Source organism: Streptomyces xylophagus (assembly GCF_000716435.1).
In the GTDB taxonomy this organism is placed as follows: domain Bacteria; phylum Actinomycetota; class Actinomycetes; order Streptomycetales; family Streptomycetaceae; genus Streptomyces; species Streptomyces xylophagus.
In genome coordinates this window covers 39,641-61,497 of the sequence record NZ_JNWO01000024.1, presented here as the reverse complement: position 1 = coordinate 61,497, position 21,857 = coordinate 39,641, and the positions used below count along the sequence as shown (strand labels likewise).

Annotated in this window: 22 protein-coding genes; 14 read left to right on the top strand and 8 right to left on the bottom strand. The window is 68.8% G+C overall.

Going from position 1 to position 21,857, the window contains the following annotated elements:
* The first annotated feature begins 132 nt into the window (after nt 1-132).
* The 3 genes from OO70_RS39740 (at nt 133) to OO70_RS39730 (ending at nt 3,687) form a co-directional block, all read left to right on the top strand.
* Nucleotides 133-1,335, top strand: a complete 1,203-nt coding sequence (locus OO70_RS39740) for an acetyl-CoA C-acetyltransferase (RefSeq protein ID WP_043683037.1) — start codon at nt 133-135, stop codon at nt 1,333-1,335.
* A 43-nt stretch (nt 1,336-1,378) separates the two neighbouring features.
* Complete coding sequence (gene meaB / locus OO70_RS39735) at nt 1,379-2,335, top strand: methylmalonyl Co-A mutase-associated GTPase MeaB (RefSeq protein WP_043683035.1); 957 nt, start codon at nt 1,379-1,381, stop codon at nt 2,333-2,335.
* A 119-nt stretch (nt 2,336-2,454) separates the two neighbouring features.
* Nucleotides 2,455-3,687, top strand: coding sequence for an MFS transporter (locus tag OO70_RS39730; RefSeq protein WP_043683032.1), 1,233 nt, complete (start codon nt 2,455-2,457; stop codon nt 3,685-3,687).
* 201 nt (nt 3,688-3,888) lie between these two features.
* Here OO70_RS39730 and OO70_RS39725 read toward each other — a convergent pair whose 3' ends face one another.
* From OO70_RS39725 to OO70_RS39705, 5 genes are all read right to left on the bottom strand, one after another.
* Nucleotides 3,889-4,365: a MarR family winged helix-turn-helix transcriptional regulator gene (locus tag OO70_RS39725; protein ID WP_043683028.1), complete on the bottom strand. Its 477-nt coding sequence runs from the start codon at nt 4,363-4,365 to the stop codon at nt 3,889-3,891.
* A 92-nt stretch (nt 4,366-4,457) separates the two neighbouring features.
* Nucleotides 4,458-5,258, bottom strand: a complete 801-nt coding sequence (locus OO70_RS39720; RefSeq protein WP_043683025.1) for an AIM24 family protein — start codon at nt 5,256-5,258, stop codon at nt 4,458-4,460.
* Nucleotides 5,255-5,905, bottom strand: a complete 651-nt coding sequence (locus tag OO70_RS39715; RefSeq protein ID WP_043683022.1) for an AIM24 family protein — start codon at nt 5,903-5,905, stop codon at nt 5,255-5,257. The genes OO70_RS39720 and OO70_RS39715 overlap by 4 nt, the downstream gene beginning before the upstream one ends.
* A gap of 1 nt (nt 5,906) precedes the next feature.
* Nucleotides 5,907-6,539 carry an AIM24 family protein gene (locus tag OO70_RS39710; protein ID WP_043683019.1) on the bottom strand — a complete coding sequence of 211 codons (633 nt, stop codon included), beginning with the start codon at nt 6,537-6,539 and terminating at the stop codon, nt 5,907-5,909.
* A gap of 88 nt (nt 6,540-6,627) precedes the next feature.
* Nucleotides 6,628-6,975, bottom strand: a complete 348-nt coding sequence (locus tag OO70_RS39705) for a DUF6191 domain-containing protein (protein WP_043683015.1) — start codon at nt 6,973-6,975, stop codon at nt 6,628-6,630.
* Nucleotides 6,976-7,099: 124 nt separating this feature from the next.
* Here OO70_RS39705 and OO70_RS39700 point away from each other — a divergent pair, with 124 nt between their 5' ends.
* Both OO70_RS39700 and OO70_RS39695 read left to right on the top strand, forming a co-directional pair.
* Complete coding sequence (locus OO70_RS39700) at nt 7,100-7,444, top strand: DUF3817 domain-containing protein (protein WP_043683012.1); 345 nt, start codon at nt 7,100-7,102, stop codon at nt 7,442-7,444.
* The gene (locus OO70_RS39695) at nt 7,441-7,734 is read left to right on the top strand and encodes an MTH1187 family thiamine-binding protein (RefSeq protein WP_043683010.1); all 294 of its coding nucleotides are present in this window, start codon (nt 7,441-7,443) and stop codon (nt 7,732-7,734) included. Before OO70_RS39700 ends, OO70_RS39695 begins: the two co-directional genes overlap by 4 nt.
* Nucleotides 7,735-7,881: 147 nt before the next feature.
* On the opposite strand, the gene OO70_RS39690 is transcribed toward OO70_RS39695, so the two are convergent.
* Entirely contained in the window at nt 7,882-8,862 is a 981-nt protein-coding gene (locus OO70_RS39690) for a phosphotransferase enzyme family protein (protein ID WP_043683171.1), read from the bottom strand.
* Between the two features lie 228 nt (nt 8,863-9,090).
* Between OO70_RS39690 and OO70_RS39685 the strand changes: the two genes are divergently transcribed.
* On the top strand, nt 9,091-10,884 hold the full coding sequence (locus tag OO70_RS39685) for a glycosyltransferase family 2 protein (protein WP_043683006.1): 1,794 nt from the start codon (nt 9,091-9,093) through the stop codon (nt 10,882-10,884).
* Between the two features lie 3 nt (nt 10,885-10,887).
* Nucleotides 10,888-12,843: a radical copper oxidase GlxA gene (gene glxA, locus OO70_RS39680; RefSeq protein WP_043683002.1), complete on the top strand. Its 1,956-nt coding sequence runs from the start codon at nt 10,888-10,890 to the stop codon at nt 12,841-12,843.
* Between the two features lie 18 nt (nt 12,844-12,861).
* Here the strand turns inward: glxA and OO70_RS39675 are convergent, their stop codons facing one another.
* Nucleotides 12,862-13,854, bottom strand: coding sequence for a glycoside hydrolase family 6 protein (locus tag OO70_RS39675; RefSeq protein WP_043682997.1), 993 nt, complete (start codon nt 13,852-13,854; stop codon nt 12,862-12,864).
* Between the two features lie 166 nt (nt 13,855-14,020).
* On the opposite strand from OO70_RS39675, the gene OO70_RS39670 reads away from it, so the two are divergent.
* The 3 genes from OO70_RS39670 (at nt 14,021) to OO70_RS39660 (ending at nt 16,697) form a co-directional block, all read left to right on the top strand.
* Entirely contained in the window at nt 14,021-14,530 is a 510-nt protein-coding gene (locus OO70_RS39670; RefSeq protein ID WP_019073137.1) for a MarR family winged helix-turn-helix transcriptional regulator, read from the top strand.
* Nucleotides 14,531-14,573: 43 nt separating this feature from the next.
* Nucleotides 14,574-14,912, top strand: coding sequence for a DUF3817 domain-containing protein (locus OO70_RS39665; RefSeq protein WP_043682992.1), 339 nt, complete (start codon nt 14,574-14,576; stop codon nt 14,910-14,912).
* 84 nt (nt 14,913-14,996) lie between these two features.
* Nucleotides 14,997-16,697 (top strand): acyl-CoA mutase large subunit family protein, encoded by a 1,701-nt coding sequence (locus OO70_RS39660; protein ID WP_043682989.1) that lies wholly within the window; start codon nt 14,997-14,999, stop codon nt 16,695-16,697.
* Here OO70_RS39660 and OO70_RS39655 read toward each other — a convergent pair.
* Complete coding sequence (locus OO70_RS39655; protein WP_043682986.1) at nt 16,694-17,335, bottom strand: TetR/AcrR family transcriptional regulator; 642 nt, start codon at nt 17,333-17,335, stop codon at nt 16,694-16,696. The genes OO70_RS39660 and OO70_RS39655 overlap by 4 nt on opposite strands.
* 202 nt (nt 17,336-17,537) lie before the next feature.
* On the opposite strand from OO70_RS39655, the gene OO70_RS39650 reads away from it, so the two are divergent.
* From OO70_RS39650 to OO70_RS39635, 4 genes are all read left to right on the top strand, one after another.
* Nucleotides 17,538-18,515 carry a tetratricopeptide repeat protein gene (locus OO70_RS39650; RefSeq protein ID WP_043682982.1) on the top strand — a complete coding sequence of 326 codons (978 nt, stop codon included), beginning with the start codon at nt 17,538-17,540 and terminating at the stop codon, nt 18,513-18,515.
* 644 nt (nt 18,516-19,159) lie between these two features.
* Nucleotides 19,160-19,795 (top strand): DUF6230 family protein, encoded by a 636-nt coding sequence (locus OO70_RS39645; protein WP_043682978.1) that lies wholly within the window; start codon nt 19,160-19,162, stop codon nt 19,793-19,795.
* Between the two features lie 117 nt (nt 19,796-19,912).
* Nucleotides 19,913-20,530, top strand: coding sequence for a DUF6114 domain-containing protein (locus OO70_RS39640; protein ID WP_043682974.1), 618 nt, complete (start codon nt 19,913-19,915; stop codon nt 20,528-20,530).
* Entirely contained in the window at nt 20,520-21,851 is a 1,332-nt protein-coding gene (locus tag OO70_RS39635) for a hypothetical protein (protein ID WP_043682971.1), read from the top strand. The genes OO70_RS39640 and OO70_RS39635 overlap by 11 nt, the downstream gene beginning before the upstream one ends.
* Nucleotides 21,852-21,857 lie beyond the last annotated feature (6 nt).

Here is a 21,857-nt window from a genome sequence, read left to right as displayed (position 1 = left end):
ACCGGGATGGTTACGCAACGTGCGCGCGATCACACCGACGGCCCGATGACGGGGTGGTCTACCGCTCAGTACATTTCAAGTAAACCCTCGTTCACTCCTCAGCTGAAACACGCTGGAAGGGGATCGCACCTCATGTCTGGAACGAACAGCACGACCTCGGTGATCGTCGCGGGCGCCCGGACGCCCATGGGACGGTTGCTGGGCTCCCTGAAGTCCTTCTCCGGAGCCGACCTCGGCGGCTTCGCGATCAAGGCCGCCCTCGACCGTGCGGGTATCGGTGGCGACCAGGTGCAGTACGTGATCATGGGCCAGGTGCTCCAGGCCGGGGCAGGGCAGATCCCGGCACGCCAGGCCGCCGTCAAGGCGGGCATCCCCATGAGCGTCCCGGCGCTCACCATCAACAAGGTCTGTCTCTCGGGCCTCGACGCCATCGCGCTCGCCGACCAGCTCATCCGTGCAGGTGAGTTCGACGTGATCGTCGCGGGCGGCCAGGAGTCCATGACCAACGCCCCCCACCTGCTCCCCAAGTCCCGCGAGGGATACAAGTACGGCGCGATCGAGATGCTCGACGCCATGGCCTACGACGGCCTCACCGACGCCTTCGAGAACATCGCGATGGGCGAGTCCACGGAGAAGCACAACACGCGGCTCGGTATTCAGCGCCCCGAGCAGGACGAGGTGGCTGCCCTCTCCCACCAGCGGGCCGCGGCCGCGCAGCAGAACGGCGTCTTCGAGGCCGAGATCACCCCCATCGAGATCCCGCAGCGCAAGGGCGACGCCGTCGTCTTCAGCAAGGACGAGGGCATCCGCGCGGAGACCACGGTCGAGTCGCTCGGCAAGCTGCGCCCCGCGTTCACCCGGGACGGCACCATCACCGCCGGCACCTCCTCGCAGATCTCGGACGGTGCGGCGGCCGTGGTCGTGATGAGCAAGACCAAGGCGCAGGAGCTGGGCCTTGAGTGGATCGCGGAGATCGGCGCCCACGGGAACGTGGCGGGCCCGGACAACTCCCTCCAGTCCCAGCCCTCCAACGCGATCCTGCACGCCCTGAAGAAGGAGGGCCTGGAGGTCGAGAGCCTCGACCTGATCGAGATCAACGAGGCCTTCGCCGCCGTCGCGGTCCAGTCAATGAAGGACCTCGGGGTGTCCACGGAAAAGGTGAACGTCAACGGCGGGGCCATCGCCCTGGGCCACCCCATCGGCATGTCCGGCGCCCGGCTGGTGCTGCACCTGGCGCTGGAGCTCAAGCGGCGCGGCGGCGGGGTCGGCGCGGCGGCGCTGTGCGGTGGCGGCGGTCAGGGTGACGCGCTGATCGTGCGGGTACCCAAGGCCTGAGCAGCAGTACTTTCTCGCACGTCGGCAAGGGAACGGAGCTGTCATGGAGGACGTCGCCTCGCTGGTGGCCCAGGCCAGGGAAGGCCGGCCGCGGGCCGTGGCCCGGCTGATCTCCCTGGTGGAGGGGGCGTCCCCCCAGCTCAGGGAGGTCATGGCGACGCTCGCACCGCTGACCGGCGGGGCGTACGTCGTGGGCCTCACCGGATCGCCGGGCGTGGGCAAGTCGACCTCGACGTCCGCGCTGGTCACGGCGTACCGCAAGCAGGGCAGGAGGGTCGGCGTCCTGGCCGTCGACCCGTCCTCGCCGTTCTCGGGCGGCGCCCTGCTCGGTGACCGCGTGCGCATGTCGGACCACTCCTCCGACCCCGGCGTCTACATCCGCTCGATGGCCACCCGCGGCCACCTCGGCGGCCTCGCCTGGTCCGCCCCGCAGGCGATCCGCGTCCTCGACGCGGCGGGCTGCGACGTGATCCTGGTGGAGACGGTCGGGGTCGGCCAGTCGGAGGTGGAGATCGCCTCCCAGGCGGACACGAGCGTGGTGCTGCTGGCCCCGGGGATGGGCGACGGCATCCAGGCGGCGAAGGCCGGAATCCTGGAGATCGGCGACGTGTACGTCGTCAACAAGGCCGACCGGGACGGCGCCGACGCGACCGCCCGCGAGCTGAACCACATGCTCGGCCTCGGCGAGTCCCGCGGCCCCGGCGACTGGCGCCCCCCGATCGTCAAGACGGTCGCCTCCCGCTCCGAGGGCATCGACGAGGTCGTGGAGGCCCTGGAGAAGCACCGGGCGTGGATGGAGGAGCACGGCGTCCTCGCGGAGCGCCGCGCGGCCCGTGCGGCCCGTGAGGTCGAGACGATCGCGGTCACCGCCCTGCGGGCCCGCATCGGCGACCTGCACGGCGACCGCCGCCTCAGCGCTCTCGTGGAGCGGATCGTAGCGGGGGAGTTGGACCCGTACCGCGCGGCCGACGAACTGATCGCGGGCATCACGGAGAGGTAAGTCGCTGGTCAACGTCCGTCTGGCGCTGCTACGTTGACCCACATGTTCCTCCTCATGGCATAGGGCACGCCGAACACACCGGCGTCCCTTTCCCATGCCTCCAGTTGAGGAACATTCGCATGTCCGCGCCTTCTTCCACGCCGACTTCGGCGTGCCCTTCGTATGCCGCCGTACTCCAAGTCCCGTACGCGCGCCGCACGTTCATCGCCGCCCTCGCCGGACGGCTCTCCTACGGCACGGTCTCGCCGGCCGTGCTGCTCGCGGTCGTCCGCTCCACCGGCTCGTACGCCGCGGCCGGCACGGTCATGGCCGTCTTCGGCACCGCGACCGTCCTCCTGCTGCCCCTGCGCGCGGCCCTGGTCGACCGCCACGGCCCGCGCCGCGCCCTGCTCCCCATGGCCCTCCTCTACGGCGGCCTCCTGTGCGTTCTCGCGGCGGTGACCTGGCGCCCCGGAACACCCGAGGTGGTGCTCGGTGCGGTGGCCGCGCTGACCGGCATGTGCGCGCCCCCACTTGGACCCACGATGCGCTCCGTGTGGGCCGAACTCGTCGACGACCGTGGGCTGTTGCAGCGCGCGTACAGCCTCGACGGTGTCGCCGAGGAACTCCTGTACGTCGTCGGCCCGTTGCTGGTCGGCGCGCTGATGGGCTTTGCTCCGCCGGCTGCGGGGGTGCTGCTCAGCGCGGGGTTGATCGGGGCGGGGACGTTCGCCTTCGTGATGTCGCCGGCGCTGGCCGGTGTGCGGGTTCCCTCCGGGGGTCGGCCGGGGTTGAGGCTCGCCAGGGTTCGTGGGCTGCTTGGTCCGGTCGTCGTGGCCGCGGGGATGGGGCTCGCGTTGAGTGCCGTCTATCTGTTGGTGATGGCGTTCGTGGAGCAGCGGGGGTACGGCGATGGGGTCGTGCCGTGGGTGTTGGCCGCGGTGTCTGCGGGCAGTGCGGTGGGGGGTTTGTTGAACGGGGCGGTCAACTGGCGTGCGGGTGCGCGGGTTCGGCTGGCGTTGGCCGCGCTGGGGCTTGGGGTGGCGTTGGCCGCGGCGGGGTTTGCCTCGGGGGTGTGGTCACTCACCGTGGCGGTGGGGTGTGCGGGGTTCTTTGTCGCGCCGGCGTTGACGACCGCGTATCTGCTTGCCGATGAGGTGGCTTTGCCGGGGGCGCGGACGCAGGCGGGGGCGTGGGTCAACATGGCGGTGAATGCGGGGAGTTCGGGTGGGTCGGTGGCTGTGGGGTTGTTGATCGGGCGGCTGCCGTTGGGGGCTTGTTTTGTGGTCGCCGGGGTGGTGGCGGGGGGTGCGGGGGTTGTGTCTTGGCTGCCGGTTCGTTGTGGCTGGTCGCGCAGTTCCCCGCGCCCCTAGAAGCGGGGCGTTGTCGTGCGCCGGGTTTCAGCGGCACCGCGCTCACGACGAGGTCGCACAATCCAGCCCGTCCATCCGGCGCCCTTCCAACGCAGGCCACCACTATTCAGCCGGTCCGGCGTTTGAGGACGAGGCCCCTTCAGGGCCGAAGCGGGGGTCTGGGGGCGGCAGCCCCCAGAACAGCCCCGCCTCAACGGACGATCAGGGACGACCCCGTTGTCCCCGCAGGTGTTCCGCGATCGGCTTCAGGGTTTTGCTGAGGTCCGACAGGCCCTCGGGGGTGGCGAGGTCGATGAAGTGGCGGCGTACGGATGCCACATGGTGGGGGGCGACCTTCTGCATCGTTTCCAGACCGTGCTCGGTGAGTACCGCGTACAGTCCCCGGCGGTCCGACTCGCAGTTCTCGCGGCGTACCAGGTCCGCGTTCTCCATGCGGGTGATCTGGTGCGAGAGGCGGCTCTTGGACTGGAGGGTGGCGGCCGCGAGGTCGCTCATCCGCAGCCGGACGTCCTCCGCCTCCGAGAGATTGACCAGGATCTCGTAGTCGTTCATCGTCAGGCCGAACGGCTGCAGATCCTTCTCGAGTTGGTACGTCAGCAGCCTGTTGACCTCCAGGTGGGTGCGCCAGGCGCACTGCTCCTCTTCGGTCAGCCAGCGCGTGGCCGTCTCGGTCTCCATGAATGAAGTCTACCTAAAATGTTGAAAGGCGAACTAGTGAGGGTGGCGTGACGGCGCGCACACGTTCGACGTCACACTCCGCAGACTACCGTTCACAGCCCGAAGCGACGCTGGAGATCTCCCAGCTGTCCGGGAAGGCGCGGTGCGCCCGCTTGCTGTGAGGGGCCTGTGGGAACGCCACCCCCGCCCGGTACCCCGGGCTCGTGCGGGACAACCCCTGTGGCCTGCTCGGCCATGAGGGTCTCGGACGACTGGAGCAGTACCGTGCCCGCCCCTACGAACTCGAACTGGTGCTCCTCCCCGGAGGCCCCGCCGATGCCCGTCATCGCACGTAGACCGCCCAGCAGACCGGTCATGTAACCGTGGTCGTAGTGATGACACGGCGAGGGGCAGTCGGCCCAGCCGACGAGCGCCTGCGGGTCCACCCGGATCGGGGGTTCCATGAAGACCACCGGGCCGTTCGAGGCGGCCACGAACTTGCCCGTGCCGATCAGTGTCAGAAAACCGGGAACGATCGACTGCTTGAGAGCGAGACTTGGCTGAAAAGCGAGCAAGTTGCCCGAGCGAATGGTCAGGTTGCCGTCTTCGAGGTCGTACGAGTTGACGTCGAAGGCCCGGTCGGCGAGCAGCATCTTGCCCGAGCCCTCCGCCACGACCCAGTCGCTCGCGTGCAGAGGCGAATGAAAGGACGTACGGACAAGTCGGTCGAGTCGCCCGTGCCCGACGCCGTTGAACTCCATCGAGCCGTAGTAGGCGATCATCTTCCCCTTCTGCAGGAACCACTGGCTCCCCTTGAGCTCCACGCAGAAGGTGTACTTGTTGACGTTGTCGTCGACCGGGAGGGTCATCGGGTCGTAGACCGTGGGGCCGCCCGCACCCGGGTAGGTGGTCACAGTTTTTCCTCCGAGGCCTGAACGAACACCGCGCCGCTGCCGCTCAGCTCCAGCTGGAACGCCTCGCCGGAGCCCCGGCCCACCATGTCGCGCCAACCGAGCGCCGCGGACAGCTTGTTGCGTACGTCGCCGTGGTGGGCGACGTAGGCCTGCGGGTCGACATGGACGGGTCTGCCGGGGGTGATCGGGATCTCGAAGACACCGCCGTGGGCCATCACGGCGACCGCGCCCCGCCCCTGGAGCGTGGTCGTGAACAGACCCTGGCCGGTGACCTGACCGCGGACCATGCCCATGACGCCGCCCTGCGAGCCCATGAACATCGTGCCCTGCTGGAGGGTGCCCTCGAAGGCGAGCAGGCGGTCGGCCTCCACGTAGAGGGTGTCGCCGGTGAGCTCGATGATCTGGATGTGGTGGCCGCCGTGACCGAACATCACGGTGCCGCTGCCCTCGACGGACATCAGGGGAGTGGCCTCGTTCGCCACCCGGCGCCCGAGCATCGACATGACGCCGCCCTGGCCGCCCTGGATGTTGGGGGTGAAGGAGACCTCGCCCTTGTAGGCGAGCATCGCGCCGCGCTGGCTGTACAACCGCTGGCCCGGCATCACGGTGGCCTGGATCATCTTCGAGTTGATCTCGGTGAACGCCATGTCACACGTCCCCCGCGATCGTGTTCCGCTCGCTGGGCTGGACGTAGACGAGCCCGTCCCCCTCGAAGCGGATCTGGAAGGCCTCGCCGCCGCCCTCCCCGAAGAGCGTGCGGAAGGTCACACCGGACTGGAAGGACTGGTTCAGGTTCCCCTGGTGCGCGATGTACGCGCCGGGGTCGACGGTCAGCGGGTACTGCCGGCTCACCCGGAGCACCACCGCCGGACCGTCCGACATGATCGCCGCCTGGCCGTGCCCCTCGACGGTCGTCGTGAACAGTCCGTTGCCCTGCGAGGCGCCGCGCAGTCCCGTGAACGTCGTGCCCGTCCTGAGCCCCGCGTCGGTCGCGAGCAGATTGCTCGACTCCACGTACAGCTTGTCCCCCTGGAGACTCACGAGGTTGATCTCGGAGGCCCGGTCCGCGAACCAGCAGGTCCCCTGCCCCCTCACCTCCATCACCGTCATCTGCTCACCGGTGAGCCGCCGGGTCACCATCCCCCGGATGCCCTCACCGCCGCCGGTCATCTTCTTGAAGGCCATCTGCCCGTCGTACGCGACCATCGAGCCGTTCTTCGCCTTCACGGCGTCCCCGGTCATGTCGACGGCGAGCACCTTGCTGCCCTGGAGTCGAAACATCGCCACGGTGCGAAGGTAACCGCAGGGGTGCGGTCGCCGACAGGGCCTGTGGGTGGAGAACGACCCTGACCTGCCCCCTAGGGCAGAGCTAGGGCGTGTCGCGGGGCCTGTCGTGGAGCGTGCCGTGGGGCGTGTTCAGCCGTATGACCGCCGTGCCCGCGCGCAGGTCGACGGTGGACCAGGGCGGGTCCCCGTCCTCCTCGTCGTCCCGCATCACCAGCGCGCTCTGCCGTTCCTTCAGCTCGGTCTGCTTCCCCGGCGACAGGGTCGCGTGCAGCTGCTCGAACCCGGTCGCGGATATCTGCCCCTGCCGGCCCGCGTTCCGCCAGGGGAGCACCCCCGCCCGCCCGGCCTTCAGAAGCAGCTGGTCGACGAACGCGAACACCGTCAGCAGGACGACCAGACCGGGCAGGGTCATGAAGAAAACGAACTGCACGGGCACTCCCGGGGGCGTCGGCGGCGGACCCCCAGTCTTGGCTCGCTCAGCCGTTTGCCACAATGGGTGAACGTTTGTGCTCGCGTTCACAAACTGTGGACGTCTCCCTCACCGAAGGTGACCTGTGGACATCAAGACCGCCACCGCCATCCGCCGCCTCCGCCTGGTATCGGCCCCCGAGGCCGTGTCCTTCCTCCTGCTGCTCGTCTGCTCGGTGCTGAAGCGGACCACGGACTTCAACGCGGTGCCCGTGATGGGCATGGTCCACGGTGTCCTCTTCATCCTCTACGTGCTCTTCTGGGCCGACGCCTGGAACCGCACCAGGTGGGGCGCGAAGACGGCGGCCTTCTACTTCGTCCTCTCCGTCCTGCCCACCGGCGGCTTCTTCGCCGAGCGCAAGCTCAAGCGCGAGGCCGAGAACGCGGTCATCGCCTCCCGCGCCCGCCAGGAAGGAATCGTGAACGCATGATCGTCGCCTTCTCCGTGACACCGCTGGGCGTCGGCGAGGACGTGGGCGAGTACGTCGCCGACGCCGTCCGCGTGGTCCGCGAGTCGGGCCTCCCCAACCGCACCGACGCGATGTTCACGTCCATCGAGGGCGACTGGGACGAGGTCATGGACGTCGTCAAGCGCGCGGTCGCCGCAGTCGAGGCACGCGCCCCGCGCGTCTCCCTCGTCCTCAAGGCAGACATCCGCCCCGGGGTGACGGACGGCCTCACGTCCAAGGTGGAGACGGTCGAGCGACACCTGGCGGAGTAGCGCGAGCGCCGTCGAGCCGGGGCCCGGGAGGAGCCGGCGAAGCCGGAGGGATCAGAGGAGCCGGGGCTCGATGCCCCGCTCCGCGGACCAGGGTCGGCATGCTCGTCAGGTCGACCAGCCCGACAGCTCCCGTCACCCCCAACTCGCTCACCCCACCCGCCCCACCGCCGCGCTCAACTCCGACACCACCGCCAGCTCCGGCACCCACCCCAGGGACGCGACGACCTGCCCGCTCGCGAACTCCCGCTGTTCTGCGGTCACTTTCGGGTCGATCGCGCACTCGGCCTGTACGTACACATAGTTCAGGGCGGTCGCGAAGAGCATCGAGAACGACTGCGGACCCTGTACGACGGCAGGACCCCCGGCACCCCGATAGGCGCGTGCCACCCGCACGCCCGCCTCGACGTCCCCCTTGTTCCCGCCCGACCACACGAACAGGGCGCGGGCCAACTCCCGTTCCGCCGAAGCGGATCCGGCGTTGTCCCAGTCGAGGAGGACGGGGCCGTCCGGGCCGACCAATACGTTCTGGGGCTGCAGATCGAGGTGGGACGTCACCAGGTCGCCGGGGTCGGACGGGGTCACCCAGCGCGCCAACTCCCTTGCGGAGGTGTCGATGAAGCGGCCGAGGGTGTCCGCCCACGGCAACCTCGCCCGCCGGACCTCCGCGTGCAGCGCCGCCCACTCGCCGTCCTCCGGGCACCGCTCGTACCAGTCGCTCGGCGGCTCACCTGCTCCCGCTCCCGCCCGGTGCAGCAGTGCCATGGTCCGCCCGAACCAGTCGAGGACGTCGGGGTCGGAGGCGTCGGCAGGGGTGCCGTCGATCCAGTCGTAGAGCTTGACGTGGGACTCGCCGGAAGGCCGCGGGACGTGGGAGACGTATGCCCCCTGCCGGTCGGGCAGCAGGCGCGGTGACGCGATGCCCAGCCGCTCGGCGGCCTCCCGTAACGCGGCCTCCCGACGGATCTGTTCCTCGTCGCAGCCGAAGAGGAGTTCCTTGACCGCCCAGGAGGAACCGTTGCCGGACAGCCTCCAGATCTGGCCCAGCGCGCCCCGGGTGACAGGCGTCATCGTCCACGGTCCGGTGCCGAGCGCGTAGGTCTCGGCGATGAGATCGGCGGTGTCGTGCATGCGGATGCCTTTCGGAGCGCCGGAGATCACCAACGGCGGCATTCTCGCCGAGGCGCTCCTCGGCCGGGGTTCGGCCGCCGGGGGCAACTCCCCACCCACCTGGACGCACCCAGTTCGACACGCCCCCATATCTCCACTTGTGTGTGGGTATCGGCCCGGTCGATCTTCGGATCCCAACGGTCCCTCGGTCCCCGGGCGTCGATCACTCCTCAATCATTGGAGGGCGCTGTGCGGCCGGAGGGCTACGACTACGACACCTACAGCCGACTGGCCGGACCGCTCACGGAGCCGTCCGGTGCGTCGTACCAGGTGCAGTACAACTCGCTCCTGTCGCGCGAGCCCCACCGAATACGCGCCATCCTCCTGATGAGCCTCGCCCCGGTGCTCACCGCCGCCCTGCTCGTCTATCTCGTGTGGCCCACCCACTGGGTGGAGCGCGAGGGCGGTCAGGAGTGGATGGTCGGGCTCGACGTCACGATGCTGATAGCCATCGGCCTCATCGAGCTGTTCATGGTCGTCAACGTCGCCTCCGTCGCCCACGCCACGCTGGTCGCCCGCGACCCCATCCCGGTCGTCCCCGAAGCCGGCACCCGCGTCGCCTTCCTCACGACGTACGTCCCGGGCAAGGAACCTCTGTCCATGGTTCGCGCCACCCTTGAAGGCGCGGTCAACGTCACCCACACCGGGCCGGGCAGCGTCCTTGATGTATGGCTCCTCGACGAAGGCGATGACGAGCAAGCCAAGGCGCTCTGCGCCGAGTTGGGCGTACGGCACTTCACCCGGCACGGTGTCCCGGAGTGGAACCGGCCCAAGGGTGTCCACAAGGCCCGTACGAAGCACGGGAATTACAACGCCTGGATCGCGATGCACGGCGGTGACTACGACTTCTTCGCCTCCGTCGACACCGACCACGTGCCGCTCCCCAACTTCCTCGAGCGGATGATGGGTTACTTCCGCGACCCGGACGTCGCCTTCGTCGTGGGACCGCAGGTGTACGGGAACTACCACAACCCCGTCACCAAGGCCGCCGAGTCGCAGCAGTTCCTCTTCCACGCGCTGATCCAGCGCGCCGGCAACCGCTACCGCGCCCCCATGTTCGTCGGCACCAACAACGTCGTACGGATCGCGGCCGTCAAGCAGATCGGCGGCCTGTACGACTCCATCACCGAGGACATGGCCACCGGCTTCGAACTCCACCGGCACCGCAACCCGGTGACCCGGACGCACTGGCGGTCCGTCTACACCCCGGACGTGCTCGCCGTGGGGGAGGGGCCGGCCTCCTGGACCGACTTCTTCACGCAGCAGATGCGGTGGTCGCGCGGCACGTACGAGACGCTGATCAAGCAGTACTGGAAGGCGCCGTTCACGATGCCTCCGGGGCGGCTGTTCTCGTACACGCTGATGCTCGTCTACTACCCGATGACGGCCGTCAACTGGCTGCTGGGCATCATGAGTTGCTTCCTGTTCCTGTGGTTCGGGGCCTCCGGTACGCAGGTCGCCGCGTCGGTGTGGCTGATGCTCTACAGCGATGCCGCGGCCCTTCAGATCGGGCTCTATCTGTGGAATCGGCGGCACAACGTCTCCCCGCATGAGCCCGAAGGGTCGGGTGGTCTCGCGGGCATGGCGATGTCGGCGCTCTCCGCGCCCATCTATCTGAAGTCCTTCGGTGAGGCGCTCATCCGGCGGCCCAGCCGGTTCGTCGTCACCCCCAAGGGCGGTGACGCCAGCCCGGACCGGGTGATGACCTTCCGCATTCATCTCTTCTGGGCGATCCTCCTGGGCACCTCGCTGGCCGCCTCGGTGATCCTCGACCACACCCACGCGGCCATGCGCACCTGGGCGGTCCTCGCCATGGTCATCTCCCTTGCGCCGCTGGGCGTTTGGGTCGGCTCGCTGCTCAAGGAGCGCCGGGAGCGGCGGTCGTTGCTCGGCGGCGCGCGCACCCTCGACACCGCCGAGCCCGCGCTCGCCACCACCGGGGCCGGTCCGTCCGTCTCCGGCACCACGACAGGGGGCAACTAGACCATGGCCTTCCAGCCTTCCCAGAGAACCAGGAAGACCGTCCTCGGCATCGGCGGCATCGCGGTCCTGGCCGGTCTCAACGCCCCGGCCGCCTTCGAGTTCGCGAGCGAGCAGTACCACGACTACAAGATCACGCGGCCCGAGTACATGGCCAAGTACGGCTCCTGGGACCAGATCGACATCCCGAAGGAGTACCGCACCAACGCCATCCACGCCTCGCTCCTGCACACCGGCAAGGTGCTGATCGTCGCCGGGTCGGGCAACGAGCAGAAGAAGTTCAACGCCGGGTCCTTCGACACCGTGCTGTGGGACCCGAAGGCCAACACCTTCAAGAAGATCCCGACCCCGGTCGACTTCTTCTGCGGCGGACACAGCCAACTCCCCAGCGGCAACCTGCTGGTGGCCGGTGGCACCGCCCGCTACGAACTCCTCGACGGCGAGGTCAAGCGGGCCGGCGGCGGTATGCGGGTCAAGAACGAGAACCCCAACAAGCCGATGTTCCTCAAGAAGGGCACCGTCTTCCGCTCCCCGGCCGGCGTCGACTACGTCACCAAGTTCGACGTCACCGTCCCCAAGGCCAAGCGCGATTTCAAGGTGACGTACAACGCCCGCGGGGTGATGCAGCCCTGGCAGACCAAGGTCACCGCGAGCGAGGTCCGCGTCTTCGTCGAGGCCACCGAGGCGGGCCCGATGTCGGTCACCGAGAAGCAGGCGCAGTACGACGTCGTCGGCCTCAAGGGCATCGACGCGAACAACACGTACGGCCTCTCCGAGAAGATCACCCTGGACAAGCAGGACTACCAAGGCATCCGCGCCGCCTACGAGTTCGACCCGAAGGCCGAGCGGTACATCGCCGTCGACCCGATGGACAAGGCGCGTTGGTACCCGACCCTCGTCGGCCTCGACGACGGCCGCGTGCTCGCCGTCTCCGGCCTCGACGACGTCGGTGTCATCGACCAGGGCGACAACGAGATCTACGACCCGAAGACCAAGAAGTGGACCCCGGGCCCCAAGCGTTACTTCCCCACCTACCCGGCCCTGTTCCTCACCAAGGGCGGCAAGCTCTTCTACCCGGCCTCCAACGCCGGTTACGGACCCGCCAACAAGGGCCGCGAGCCCGGACTTTGGGACCTGAAGACCAACAAGTTCACCACGGTCGCCGGCCTGCGGGACCCGGAAGAGACGGAGACCTCCTCCTCCCTCCTTCTCCCGCCCGCCCAGGACCAGAAGGTGATGATTCTCGGCGGCGGAGGCGTCGGCGAGTCCAAGAAGTCGACCCCGCGCACGGCAGTCGTCGACCTCAAGCAGGACAGCCCGGTCTTCAAGGACGGCCCCAACCTCCCCCAGGGCACGCGGTACTTGAACAGCGTGATCATGCCCGACGACTCGGTGTTCACCACCAATGGCTCCTCCGACTACCGCGGCCGCAGCGCCAGCAACATCTTCAAGGCGCAGTTCTACGACCCGAAGGGCAACGCCTTCCGCGAGGCGGCGGCACCCATGGTCGGCCGCAACTACCACTCCGAGGCACTGCTGTTGCCCGACGGCCGGGTTGTCACGTTCGGCTCCGACCCGCTCTTCGACGACCAGGCCAACACCAAACTGGGCCACTTCGAGCAGCGCATGGAGATCTTCACCCCGCCCGCGCTGCACAAGAACGGCGGCAACAGGCCCGTACTGCAGGACGGTCCGGAGACCCTCGACCGCCACCACCGCGCGACCTTCCGCACCGACCACCCCGACCGCGTCGTCAAGGCCCGCCTGATGCGCCCGAGTTCGGTCACCCACACGACGGACGTCGAGCAGCGCTCGATCGAGCTCGGCCTCGTCAAGGACGGCAAGTCGGTGACGGTGGACGTACCGAACGACCGGGCCCTGGTGCCGCCCGGCTGGTACATGCTCTTCGTGACGGACGCACAGGGCACGCCGTCGGAGGCCAAGTGGATCCAGGTGCAGTGAAGTTGGCCAACTGCTGCTCTACGCCTTGGAGTTGCGCGCCAGCTCCAAGGCGTACTCCGGCCACCACTGCCCGGCGTCCGGACCGCCCTCGCACGTTCCGTCCGAGGCCCCGGGCCGCTTGATCCACAGATAGGCGTCCAGGGCCTGCTCGCCGGTGTCGGTGGTCGGCCGTGTGCCCAGGCCCCGGCCCGGCGGATTGCACCAGGCGCCGGGCAGCGGTCCGTTGCCGTTGCGGCTGGTGTCGACGACGAAGTGCTTGCCGCCGAGGTCCCGCGACAGATGGACGCCGTACTTCTTCGTCACGGCGTCCGTCTGGAAGTTGGAGACGTTGAGGGAGAACCCGTCGGCCTCCTCGACCCCGGCCCGCTTCAACGGTTCGACGAGCTTCCAAGGGTCCTGGATCCAGGCCGGGTTGCCCGCGTCGAGATACACCTTCGTACCGGACTGCTGCTTCAGCCGGACGACCGCCTCGCTCAGCAACTGCTCCCGCTCGCCCTGGTACTCGCCGGGCGTGCACCCGTCCACCATGTGCGCGACGGCATCGGGCTCCAGCACGACCAGCGCCTCGGAGTCCCCCAGCGCCTCGGCGAACTTCCCGATCCACGCCCGGTAGGCGTCCGCGTCCGCCGCCCCGCCCGCCGAGTGCTGACCGCAGTCCCGGTGCGGGATGTCGTACGCCACGAAGAGCGCCGTCCGACCCTCCTGGCGCGCGGACGCGGTCGCCGCCCTGATCACCGGGCCGGGGTCGAGCTCTCCGGCCGGCCACAGCGCGGTCGGCTCGTCGGCGATCCGCTTGAGCAGCGTGGCGTCCTGCGTGCGCCCCTCCCGCTCCCACATCTGGATCTGCTCGGCCGCCGGGCTCGCCGGGTCGACCCAGAAGGACGTGGCACGTGCCGGGTCCTTGGACCGGGCACCGGCGACGGAGGCCTCGTCGACGTCGGACGCGGACGAACAGCCCGCCGCGAGCCCGAGCAGCGCGAGCGCCGCGAAGGTGTGGGTCAGCCGGGACATGCTGCTCCCTTGCGCGAGGGGACATTCAGTGACAATCAGTAAGTAATCCTGACACAAGGGAGTCGGCCCGCCCTGGCGCGACACCGGGCGCACGGGTACGGCACCGCAGGACCGAAAGGCGAGACGGGGCTGACCACGATGTGACCGGCCGGTAAGGTCTGGTGCCGTGCCGAAGCCCCTCAGTCTCCCTTTCGACCCCATCGCCCGTGCCGACGAACACTGGAAACAGCGCTGGGGAAACGTGCCGTCCATGGCCGCCATCACCTCGATCATGCGGGCACAGCAGATCCTGCTCGCCGAGGTCGACGCGGTCGTGAAGCCGTACGGACTGACCTTCGCGCGGTACGAGGCGCTGGTGCTGCTCACCTTCTCCAAGGCGGGCGAACTGCCGATGTCCAAGATCGGCGAGCGGCTCATGGTGCATCCCACGTCCGTCACGAACACCGTCGACCGGCTGGTCAGATCCGGTCTCGTCGACAAGCGCCCCAACCCCAACGACGGCCGCGGCACCCTCGCCTCCATCACCGACAAGGGCCGCGAGGTCTGCGACGCGGCGACCCGAGACCTCATGGAGATGGACTTCGGGCTGAGCGCCTACGACGCCGAGGAGTGCGCGGAGATCTTCGCGATGCTGCGCCCGCTCAGGGTCGCCGCGGCGGACTTCGACGAGGACTGACCCGGGGAAAGATCGCCCGGAACCGGTCGTTACGCTCGTCCTCATGAAAAAGAGCGTGCTGACCCGCTACCGCGTCATGGCCTACGTCACGGGTGTCCTGCTGGTCCTGCTGTGCCTCAGCATGATCGCCAAGTACCTGCTCAAGATCGACGGCGCCGGCAGCTTCACCGAGGTCGTCGCCATCGCGCACGGCTGGCTGTACGTCGTCTACCTGCTCTTCGCGTTCGACCTGGGTTCCAAGGCGAAGTGGCCGGTCGGCAAGCAGCTCTGGGTGCTCCTGGCCGGGACCATCCCGACGGCCGCCTTCTTCGTGGAGCGGAAGATCAGCCACGAGCTGGAGTCCAAGGTCGCCGAGCCCACTCCGGTCGCCGCGAAGGCGTAAGCCGCACCGCTCTCACCGCCGTACGGGTCGCGTGCGGCGGTCAGCCATCGACATTTACTAGGACGTCCTAGTAAATTCGAAGGTATGGACGCTGACGCCATCGCAGAGGGCCGCCGACGCTGGCAGGCCCGGTTCGACGCCGCACGCACGCGTGAGGCCGATTTCACCACGCTCTCCGGAGACCCGGTCGAGCCGGTGTACGGGCCTCGCCCCGGGGACAGGTACGACGGCTTCGAGCGGATCGGGTGGCCCGGCGAGTACCCCTACACGCGCGGGTTGTACGCCACGGGCTACCGAGGGCGGACGTGGACCATCCGGCAGTTCGCCGGGTTCGGCAACGCCGAGCAGACCAACGAGCGCTACAAGAAGATCCTCGCCAATGGGGGCGGGGGTCTGTCCGTGGCTTTCGACATGCCCACCCTCATGGGGCGGGACTCCGACGACCCCCGCTCGCTCGGCGAGGTCGGCCACTGCGGGGTCGCCATCGACTCCGCCGCCGACATGGAGGTCCTCTTCAAGGGCATCCCGCTCGGTGACGTCACGACGTCGATGACCATCAGCGGGCCCGCCGTGCCCGTCTTCTGCATGTATCTCGTCGCCGCCGAGCGGCAGGGGATCGACCCCGCCGTCCTCAACGGCACGCTCCAGACGGACATCTTCAAGGAGTACATCGCCCAGAAGGAGTGGCTCTTCCAGCCCGAGCCGCACCTGCGCCTCATCGGCGACCTCATGGAGTACTGCGCGACGGGCATCCCCGCCTACAAGCCGCTGTCCGTCTCCGGCTACCACATCCGCGAGGCCGGCTCCACGGCCGCGCAGGAGCTGGCGTACACGCTGGCCGACGGCTTCGGGTACGTCGAACTCGGCCTGTCCCGCGGTCTCGACGTGGACGTCTTCGCGCCCGGTCTGTCCTTCTTCTTCGACGCGCACGTCGACTTCTTCGAGGAGATCGCCAAGTTCCGCGCGGCGCGCCGCATTTGGGCCCGCTGGATGCGGGACGTCTACGGCGCGAAGTCCGAGAAGGCCCAGTGGCTGCGCTTCCACACCCAGACCGCCGGCGTCTCGCTGACCGCGCAGCAGCCGTACAACAACGTCGTCCGTACGGCAGTCGAGGCGCTCGCCGCAGTCCTCGGCGGGACCAACTCGCTGCACACCAACGCCCTGGACGAGACCCTCGCGCTGCCGAGTGAGCAGGCCGCGGAGATCGCGCTGCGGACGCAGCAGGTGCTGATGGAGGAGACCGGGGTCGCCAACGTGGCGGATCCGCTGGGCGGTTCGTGGTACGTCGAGCAGCTCACCGACCGGATCGAGGCGGACGCCGAGAAGATCTTCGAGCAGATCAGGGAGCGGGGGCTGCGCGCCCACCCCGACGGGCAGCACCCGATCGGGCCGATCACCTCCGGCATCCTGCGCGGGATCGAGGACGGCTGGTTCACCGGCGAGATCGCCGAGGCCGCCTTCCAGTACCAGCGGTCCGTGGAGAAGGGCGACAAGCGGGTCGTGGGTGTGAACGTTCACCACGGGTCCGTCACCGGGGACCTGGAGATCCTGCGGGTCAGCCACGAGGTGGAGCGGGACCAGATCCGGGAGTTGGGCACGCGGAAGAGCGGGCGCGACGAGACGGCCGTAGTGGCGGCCCTGGACGCGATGCTCGCGGCCGCGCGGGACGGGTCGAACATGATCGGGCCGATGCTGGACGCGGCGCGGGCGGAGGCGACACTGGGGGAGATCTGCGGGGTGCTGCGGGACGAGTGGGGGGTCTACACCGAGCCCGCCGGATTTTAGGCGGGGGGCGACTGCGCGGCGCTGAGTGAGGTCAGGCCGAGGAGCAGGACCTGGGTGAAGCTGCGGACCCAGTCCTCGTCGGCGGGTTCCGCGCTCACCAGGGTGCGGTGCACCACCGCGCCCGCCACCACGTCGAAGATCAGGTCGGCCGTGCGCGCGGCTTCCTCCGGGTCCGTCTCCGGGGGCAGTTCGCCGCGTGCCTGGGCGCGCGCCCTGCCCTCCACGACCAGGCACTTCTGCCGGTCGACGATCGACTCGCGGATACGGTCCCGCAGGGCGTCGTCGCGGACGGACTCGGCGACCACCGCCATCAGTCCGCTCTTGGCCTCCGGGCGGGCCAGGATCGCCGCGAACTGGAGGACCACGCCCTCGATGTCGGCGGCCAGGGTGCCCCGGTCGGGGAGGTGGAGTTCGTCGAAGAGTTCGGCGACCGCGTCGACGACGAGTTCGTTCTTGCCGGCCCAGCGGCGGTAGAGGGTCGTTTTCGCCACCCCCGCGCGCGTGGCCACGTCCCCCAACGTGAGCTTGGACCAGCCGAGTTCGACCAGGGCCTCCCGGGTGGCCGCGAGGATCGCGGTGTCCGCGGCGGTGCTGCGGGGGCGTCCTGCGACGCGGGGGACGGGAGTGCGGCTCTGCATCCCCTGACCATAACCGTCGGTTCCTGTGGTGCAGTGAGGGAGATCACCGGGTATCGGTATCCGCGAGGCACCCGGCACCATTACGCTACGACTCGTAGCGAAACCACGGGCGCGGGGTGGGGACCCGGCGCCGAACAGCGAGAAGCAGACCGGCTTTCACAACGCTTTTCATTCACACGCGCGGACGGGGGAGGATAGACGTATGCAGCCACGGAACATGTCCATGAGCGGAGTCGTCGACCTCGCCGCGGTGAAGGCGGCCCAGGAGGCCAAGGCCAAGGCGGAGCAGGCGCGCGCCGAAACCGCCAGGCAGGGCGGCGGGGGAGCCGTCTCGCCGGCCGATCTTGTGATCGACGTAGATGAGGCGGGGTTCGAGAGCGAGGTCCTGCAGCGGTCCACCGAGGTCCCGGTCGTCATCGACTTCTGGGCCGAGTGGTGCGAGCCGTGCAAGCAGCTGAGCCCGCTCCTGGAGCGGCTCGCGCTTGATTACAACGGGCGCTTCGTCCTTGCCAAGATCGACGTCGACGCCAATCAGATGCTGATGCAGCAGTTCGGGGTGCAGGGCATCCCGGCCGTCTTCGCGGTGGTCGCCGGCCAGGCGCTCCCGCTCTTCCAGGGGGCCGCGGGCGAGCAGCAGATCCGCCAGACCCTCGACCAGTTGATCCAGGTCGCCGAGGAGCGCTTCGGTCTCACCGGTCTCGAGGTCGACCCCGACGCCGCGCCGGGCGACCGGCCCGAGGTCGTCGCCGAGATGCCGGCGGGACCGTACGACGGGCTGCTCGAAGCTGCCGTGCAGGCCCTGGACGCGGGGGACTTCGGCGGGGCCGTGCAGGCGTACAAGAACGTGCTGAGCGACGACCCGGCCAACACGGAAGCCAAACTGGGGCTCGCCCAGGCCGAGTTGCTGCAGCGCGTCTCGACGCTCGACCCGCAGCAGGTGCGCACCGAGGCGGCCGAGAAGCCGGGTGACGTGCCGGCGCAGATCGCCGCCGCCGACCTGGACCTGGTGGGCGGACATGTCGAGGACGCGTTCAGCCGGCTGATCGACACCGTGCGGCGCACGGTGGGTGACGACCGGGATGCCGTACGGCTGCGGCTGCTGGAGCTGTTCGAGGTCGTCGGGGCCGATGACCCGAGGGTGACGGCGGCCCGGCGCGCGTTGGCGCGGGCGCTGTTCTGAGCGGGGTCCGGGGCCGGTTCTGACCAGTCGGTAAACCTCGGGACCTGTGTTGTCGGAGTGAAAGATTTGCCGACGGAGTGTCACTGCGGCCGCGCTTTACCAAATCTTGGTAATCGCGGCCGCTGTTACTTGGAGTAAGTCAGAGGCGTTGATCTGTCGGATTCCGTCCAAAGATCAAGCGTTTTGTCCTGGCCCACGATGACACCCAGCGTCGTCGACCGATACCGGCGGGTCGTTGTTCGGTTATCCGGCCGTTACTACCCAGTAACGAAGCCCCTTGTGCGGGCGGCGAGAATGCACCACGATCGGCGACGCTCGGTCCATTTCCGTACCCCGACAGCCGGTCGGGTCGACGGAGTTTCCTGGGTCCCCACCGAGTAGAGCCGGAGACAGTGGAGTCGGCTCTTGGGCAGGGGGGTCTTCGCCTGTGGCGGAGCCTGTCCAGCAAGGTTGTGCGTGATGTGCGTCAGGCGCGACCAGTGGTTGTCGCTCGGGGGTGATCGCCGGTGTTCGGTGCGCGGTTCGCGCCTCCGAGACGGGCGCTCCCCTTCCCGAGGACGTAGCACTTCTCCCATCCCTGCCCGGCTGAGCCGCCAACTGGGGGCAGTCAGGGCCAGGAGATGTACGTCCGAGAAGGAGGAAATATGGAGTCCCAGGTGCGTGGCGGGACCAGATGGAAGCGCTTCGCTGTGGTCATGGTGCCCAGCGTCGCCGCTACGGCGTGTATAGGTGTGGCCCTCGCGCAGGGTGCTCTCGCCGCGTCGTTCAGTGTTTCGGGTCAGTCGTTCAAGGTGTCGGCCGACCAGCTCGACGGCACGGGCTTCACGCAGTACGGAGCGCTTGACTCGGGTTACAACCTCGACGGCAGCAAGTCGCTTCACCCCGTCGCGGTCTCGGCGTTCAAGTCCGCGTCGATCACCAACATGTGCCAGTCGGTGGTCACCCCGAACATCCCGCTGCTCGGGTCCGTCAGCCTTGTGCTGAAGGCGGGCGGCAGCGGTACGCCGGTCCAGGCCGAGAACCTGTACATCGACGTCGAGGACCTCAGCGCCGACGCTGTGTTCCACAACATCGACATCGGTGTGGCGGCCGGAAACGCGACCAAGGGTCCGGGCATGAAGGGCGGCAGCGAGGCTGCCAACCCGTACGGATTCGCGCAGCAGGCCGAGTCGGCCACGCTGACCAACGTGAAGCAGACGGCGTGGGCCACCACTGCCGGAACCTTCAAGCTCAGCGGGCTGCAGATGTCGGTCAAGGCCGGCACCCACGAGTGCTACTAGGCACTTGACGGCGGGCGGGGGAGCCGGTGGCGCCCCCGCCCGTCCACCTTCCACCAGCGCCTTCATGCGAGGTGCACCTCTCCACCACAGCAACGCCGTACCAGGGAGCTGTTTTCCATGAGCGCCGAGACTCCTGCCGCACCCGGCCAGTTCGCCCGCCGGAGGCTGCAGTTCCGTGCCTGGCGTGGCACGAGGCCGTTCTGGGCCGGTCTGTTCGTCATGCTCGGCGGACTCCCGATCGCCTACTTCCCGTACGCACATCTCCAGGTGGGTCATCTGACGCTGGCGATGGCCACCACCGCGGGCGCCGGGTCCCTGATCATCGGCGTGCTGCTTGTCGTCCTGGGCTTCAGCCTCTGGTTCCAGAAGCACGTGCGCACCTTCGCGGGTGTCGCGGCGATTCTGCTGGCGCTGGTGTCCATCCCCGTGTCCAACCTCGGCGGCTTCCTGATCGGCTTCCTCCTCGCCATGGTCGGCGGGGCGCTGGCCGTGTCGTGGGCGCCGGGCGCACCGCCGGAGCCGCAGGCGGTACAGGAGGACACACAGGGAGAGGGCGGCGCACCCGCCGGGGCCGCTCCGTACGAGGCGGCTCCTCACGAGTCCGCGGCGTACTACGAAGCCGCGCCTCATGAGTCCGCGCCGAACGTGCCGGCCGACGAGGCGGGCGAGCCGAACGATCTGTCAGGAACGAGCCCGGTGAGCAACGGGGCGAACGGGAGGCACAGTGCCGGCTGACGAGGTGACCCACGGGACTGATGTGGACGAGTCCCGTGTGAGAACCGGGCCGCGGCATGCGGCACCCAAGAAGCCGCTGTTCACCAGGCTCCACATGCCCGCCGGCAAGGCGATAGCCACGGTGGCGATGCCGACCGCCGTGATCATGGGGTTCGGTTTCACGTCCTCGCTCGCCCTCGCCGACAACGGTGCGACGACCTCGCCGTCGTCGAAGAGCCTGACGGCCGACGAGTACAAGGACTGCGTCGCGGCCCTCGCCGAATCGACGTCGAGCGCCTCGGCCACGCCGTCCGCGTCGGCGTCCGCGAGCGAGTCCGCCGACTCGTCCAAGGACGACGCGACACCGTCGGCCACGGCGACGGAATCCAGCTCGACGGACTCGGGCAAGACCTCTTCGTCGGATTCAGGTTCCGACGACACGGCCACGCCCACGCCGTCCGCCTCGGCGAGCAAGTCGACGGACACGAGCGGTTCGTCGAGCAGCACCGCCACCGCGACGCCCTCGGCGTCCGAGAGTTCATCGAGCGGCGGCAGCCTGCTGGACACCATCGGCGACGCCATCACCGGCATCCTCACCGGCGGTTCGTCGAGCTCCGACTCCACGGCGAGCGCCACCCCGACGCCGACCGCGTCCGCGTCTGCCTCGGCGACCGCCGGTGACGACTCCTCCAGCGGGTCCGACACCGCCACGGACACGACCAAGAAGGCCACCGACACGGTCAGCAAGACCGTGAAGGACACGACGGACACCGCGACGAAGGCGGCCGAGGACACCACCAAGGCGGCCGAGGACACGGCCACCGCCACGGCCACCGCGAGCCCGTCCGCGAGCGCGAGCACCGACACCTCGGACTGCCCGGTCGCCACGGACGACCTGAGCGGCGTCGACAACAAGGTCCTGCTGCCCGACGACCCCTGGTACCTGAACGCCAGTTCGCTGCTGCTCAAGGGCGCGGACTACCAGGGCATCGTCGAGGTGAAGACCGCCAACGGCACGGTCAAGAAGGTGCTGAAGTACGTCATCTCCGGCGGGACCGACATCGGCGACCTGCACCAGACGGTCGACGACAAGCAGTCCGGCAAGACGTACCACGTGCAGGCGGCCAAGGGCTCGACGTCCACGATCCGCGACGGCGACACGGTGATGTACACGGAGTCCATCTCGGGCAACCTGTTCGGACTGATCCCGATCACGTTCACCCCGGACAACCCGCCGCCGCTGAACATCCCGCTGATCTACTTCACCAACGTGAAGGTGGTCCAGGCCGGCCAGTTCGGCGGCACGCTGACCGTCCCCGGGCTGCACAGCTACCAGAACTGAGCGCCC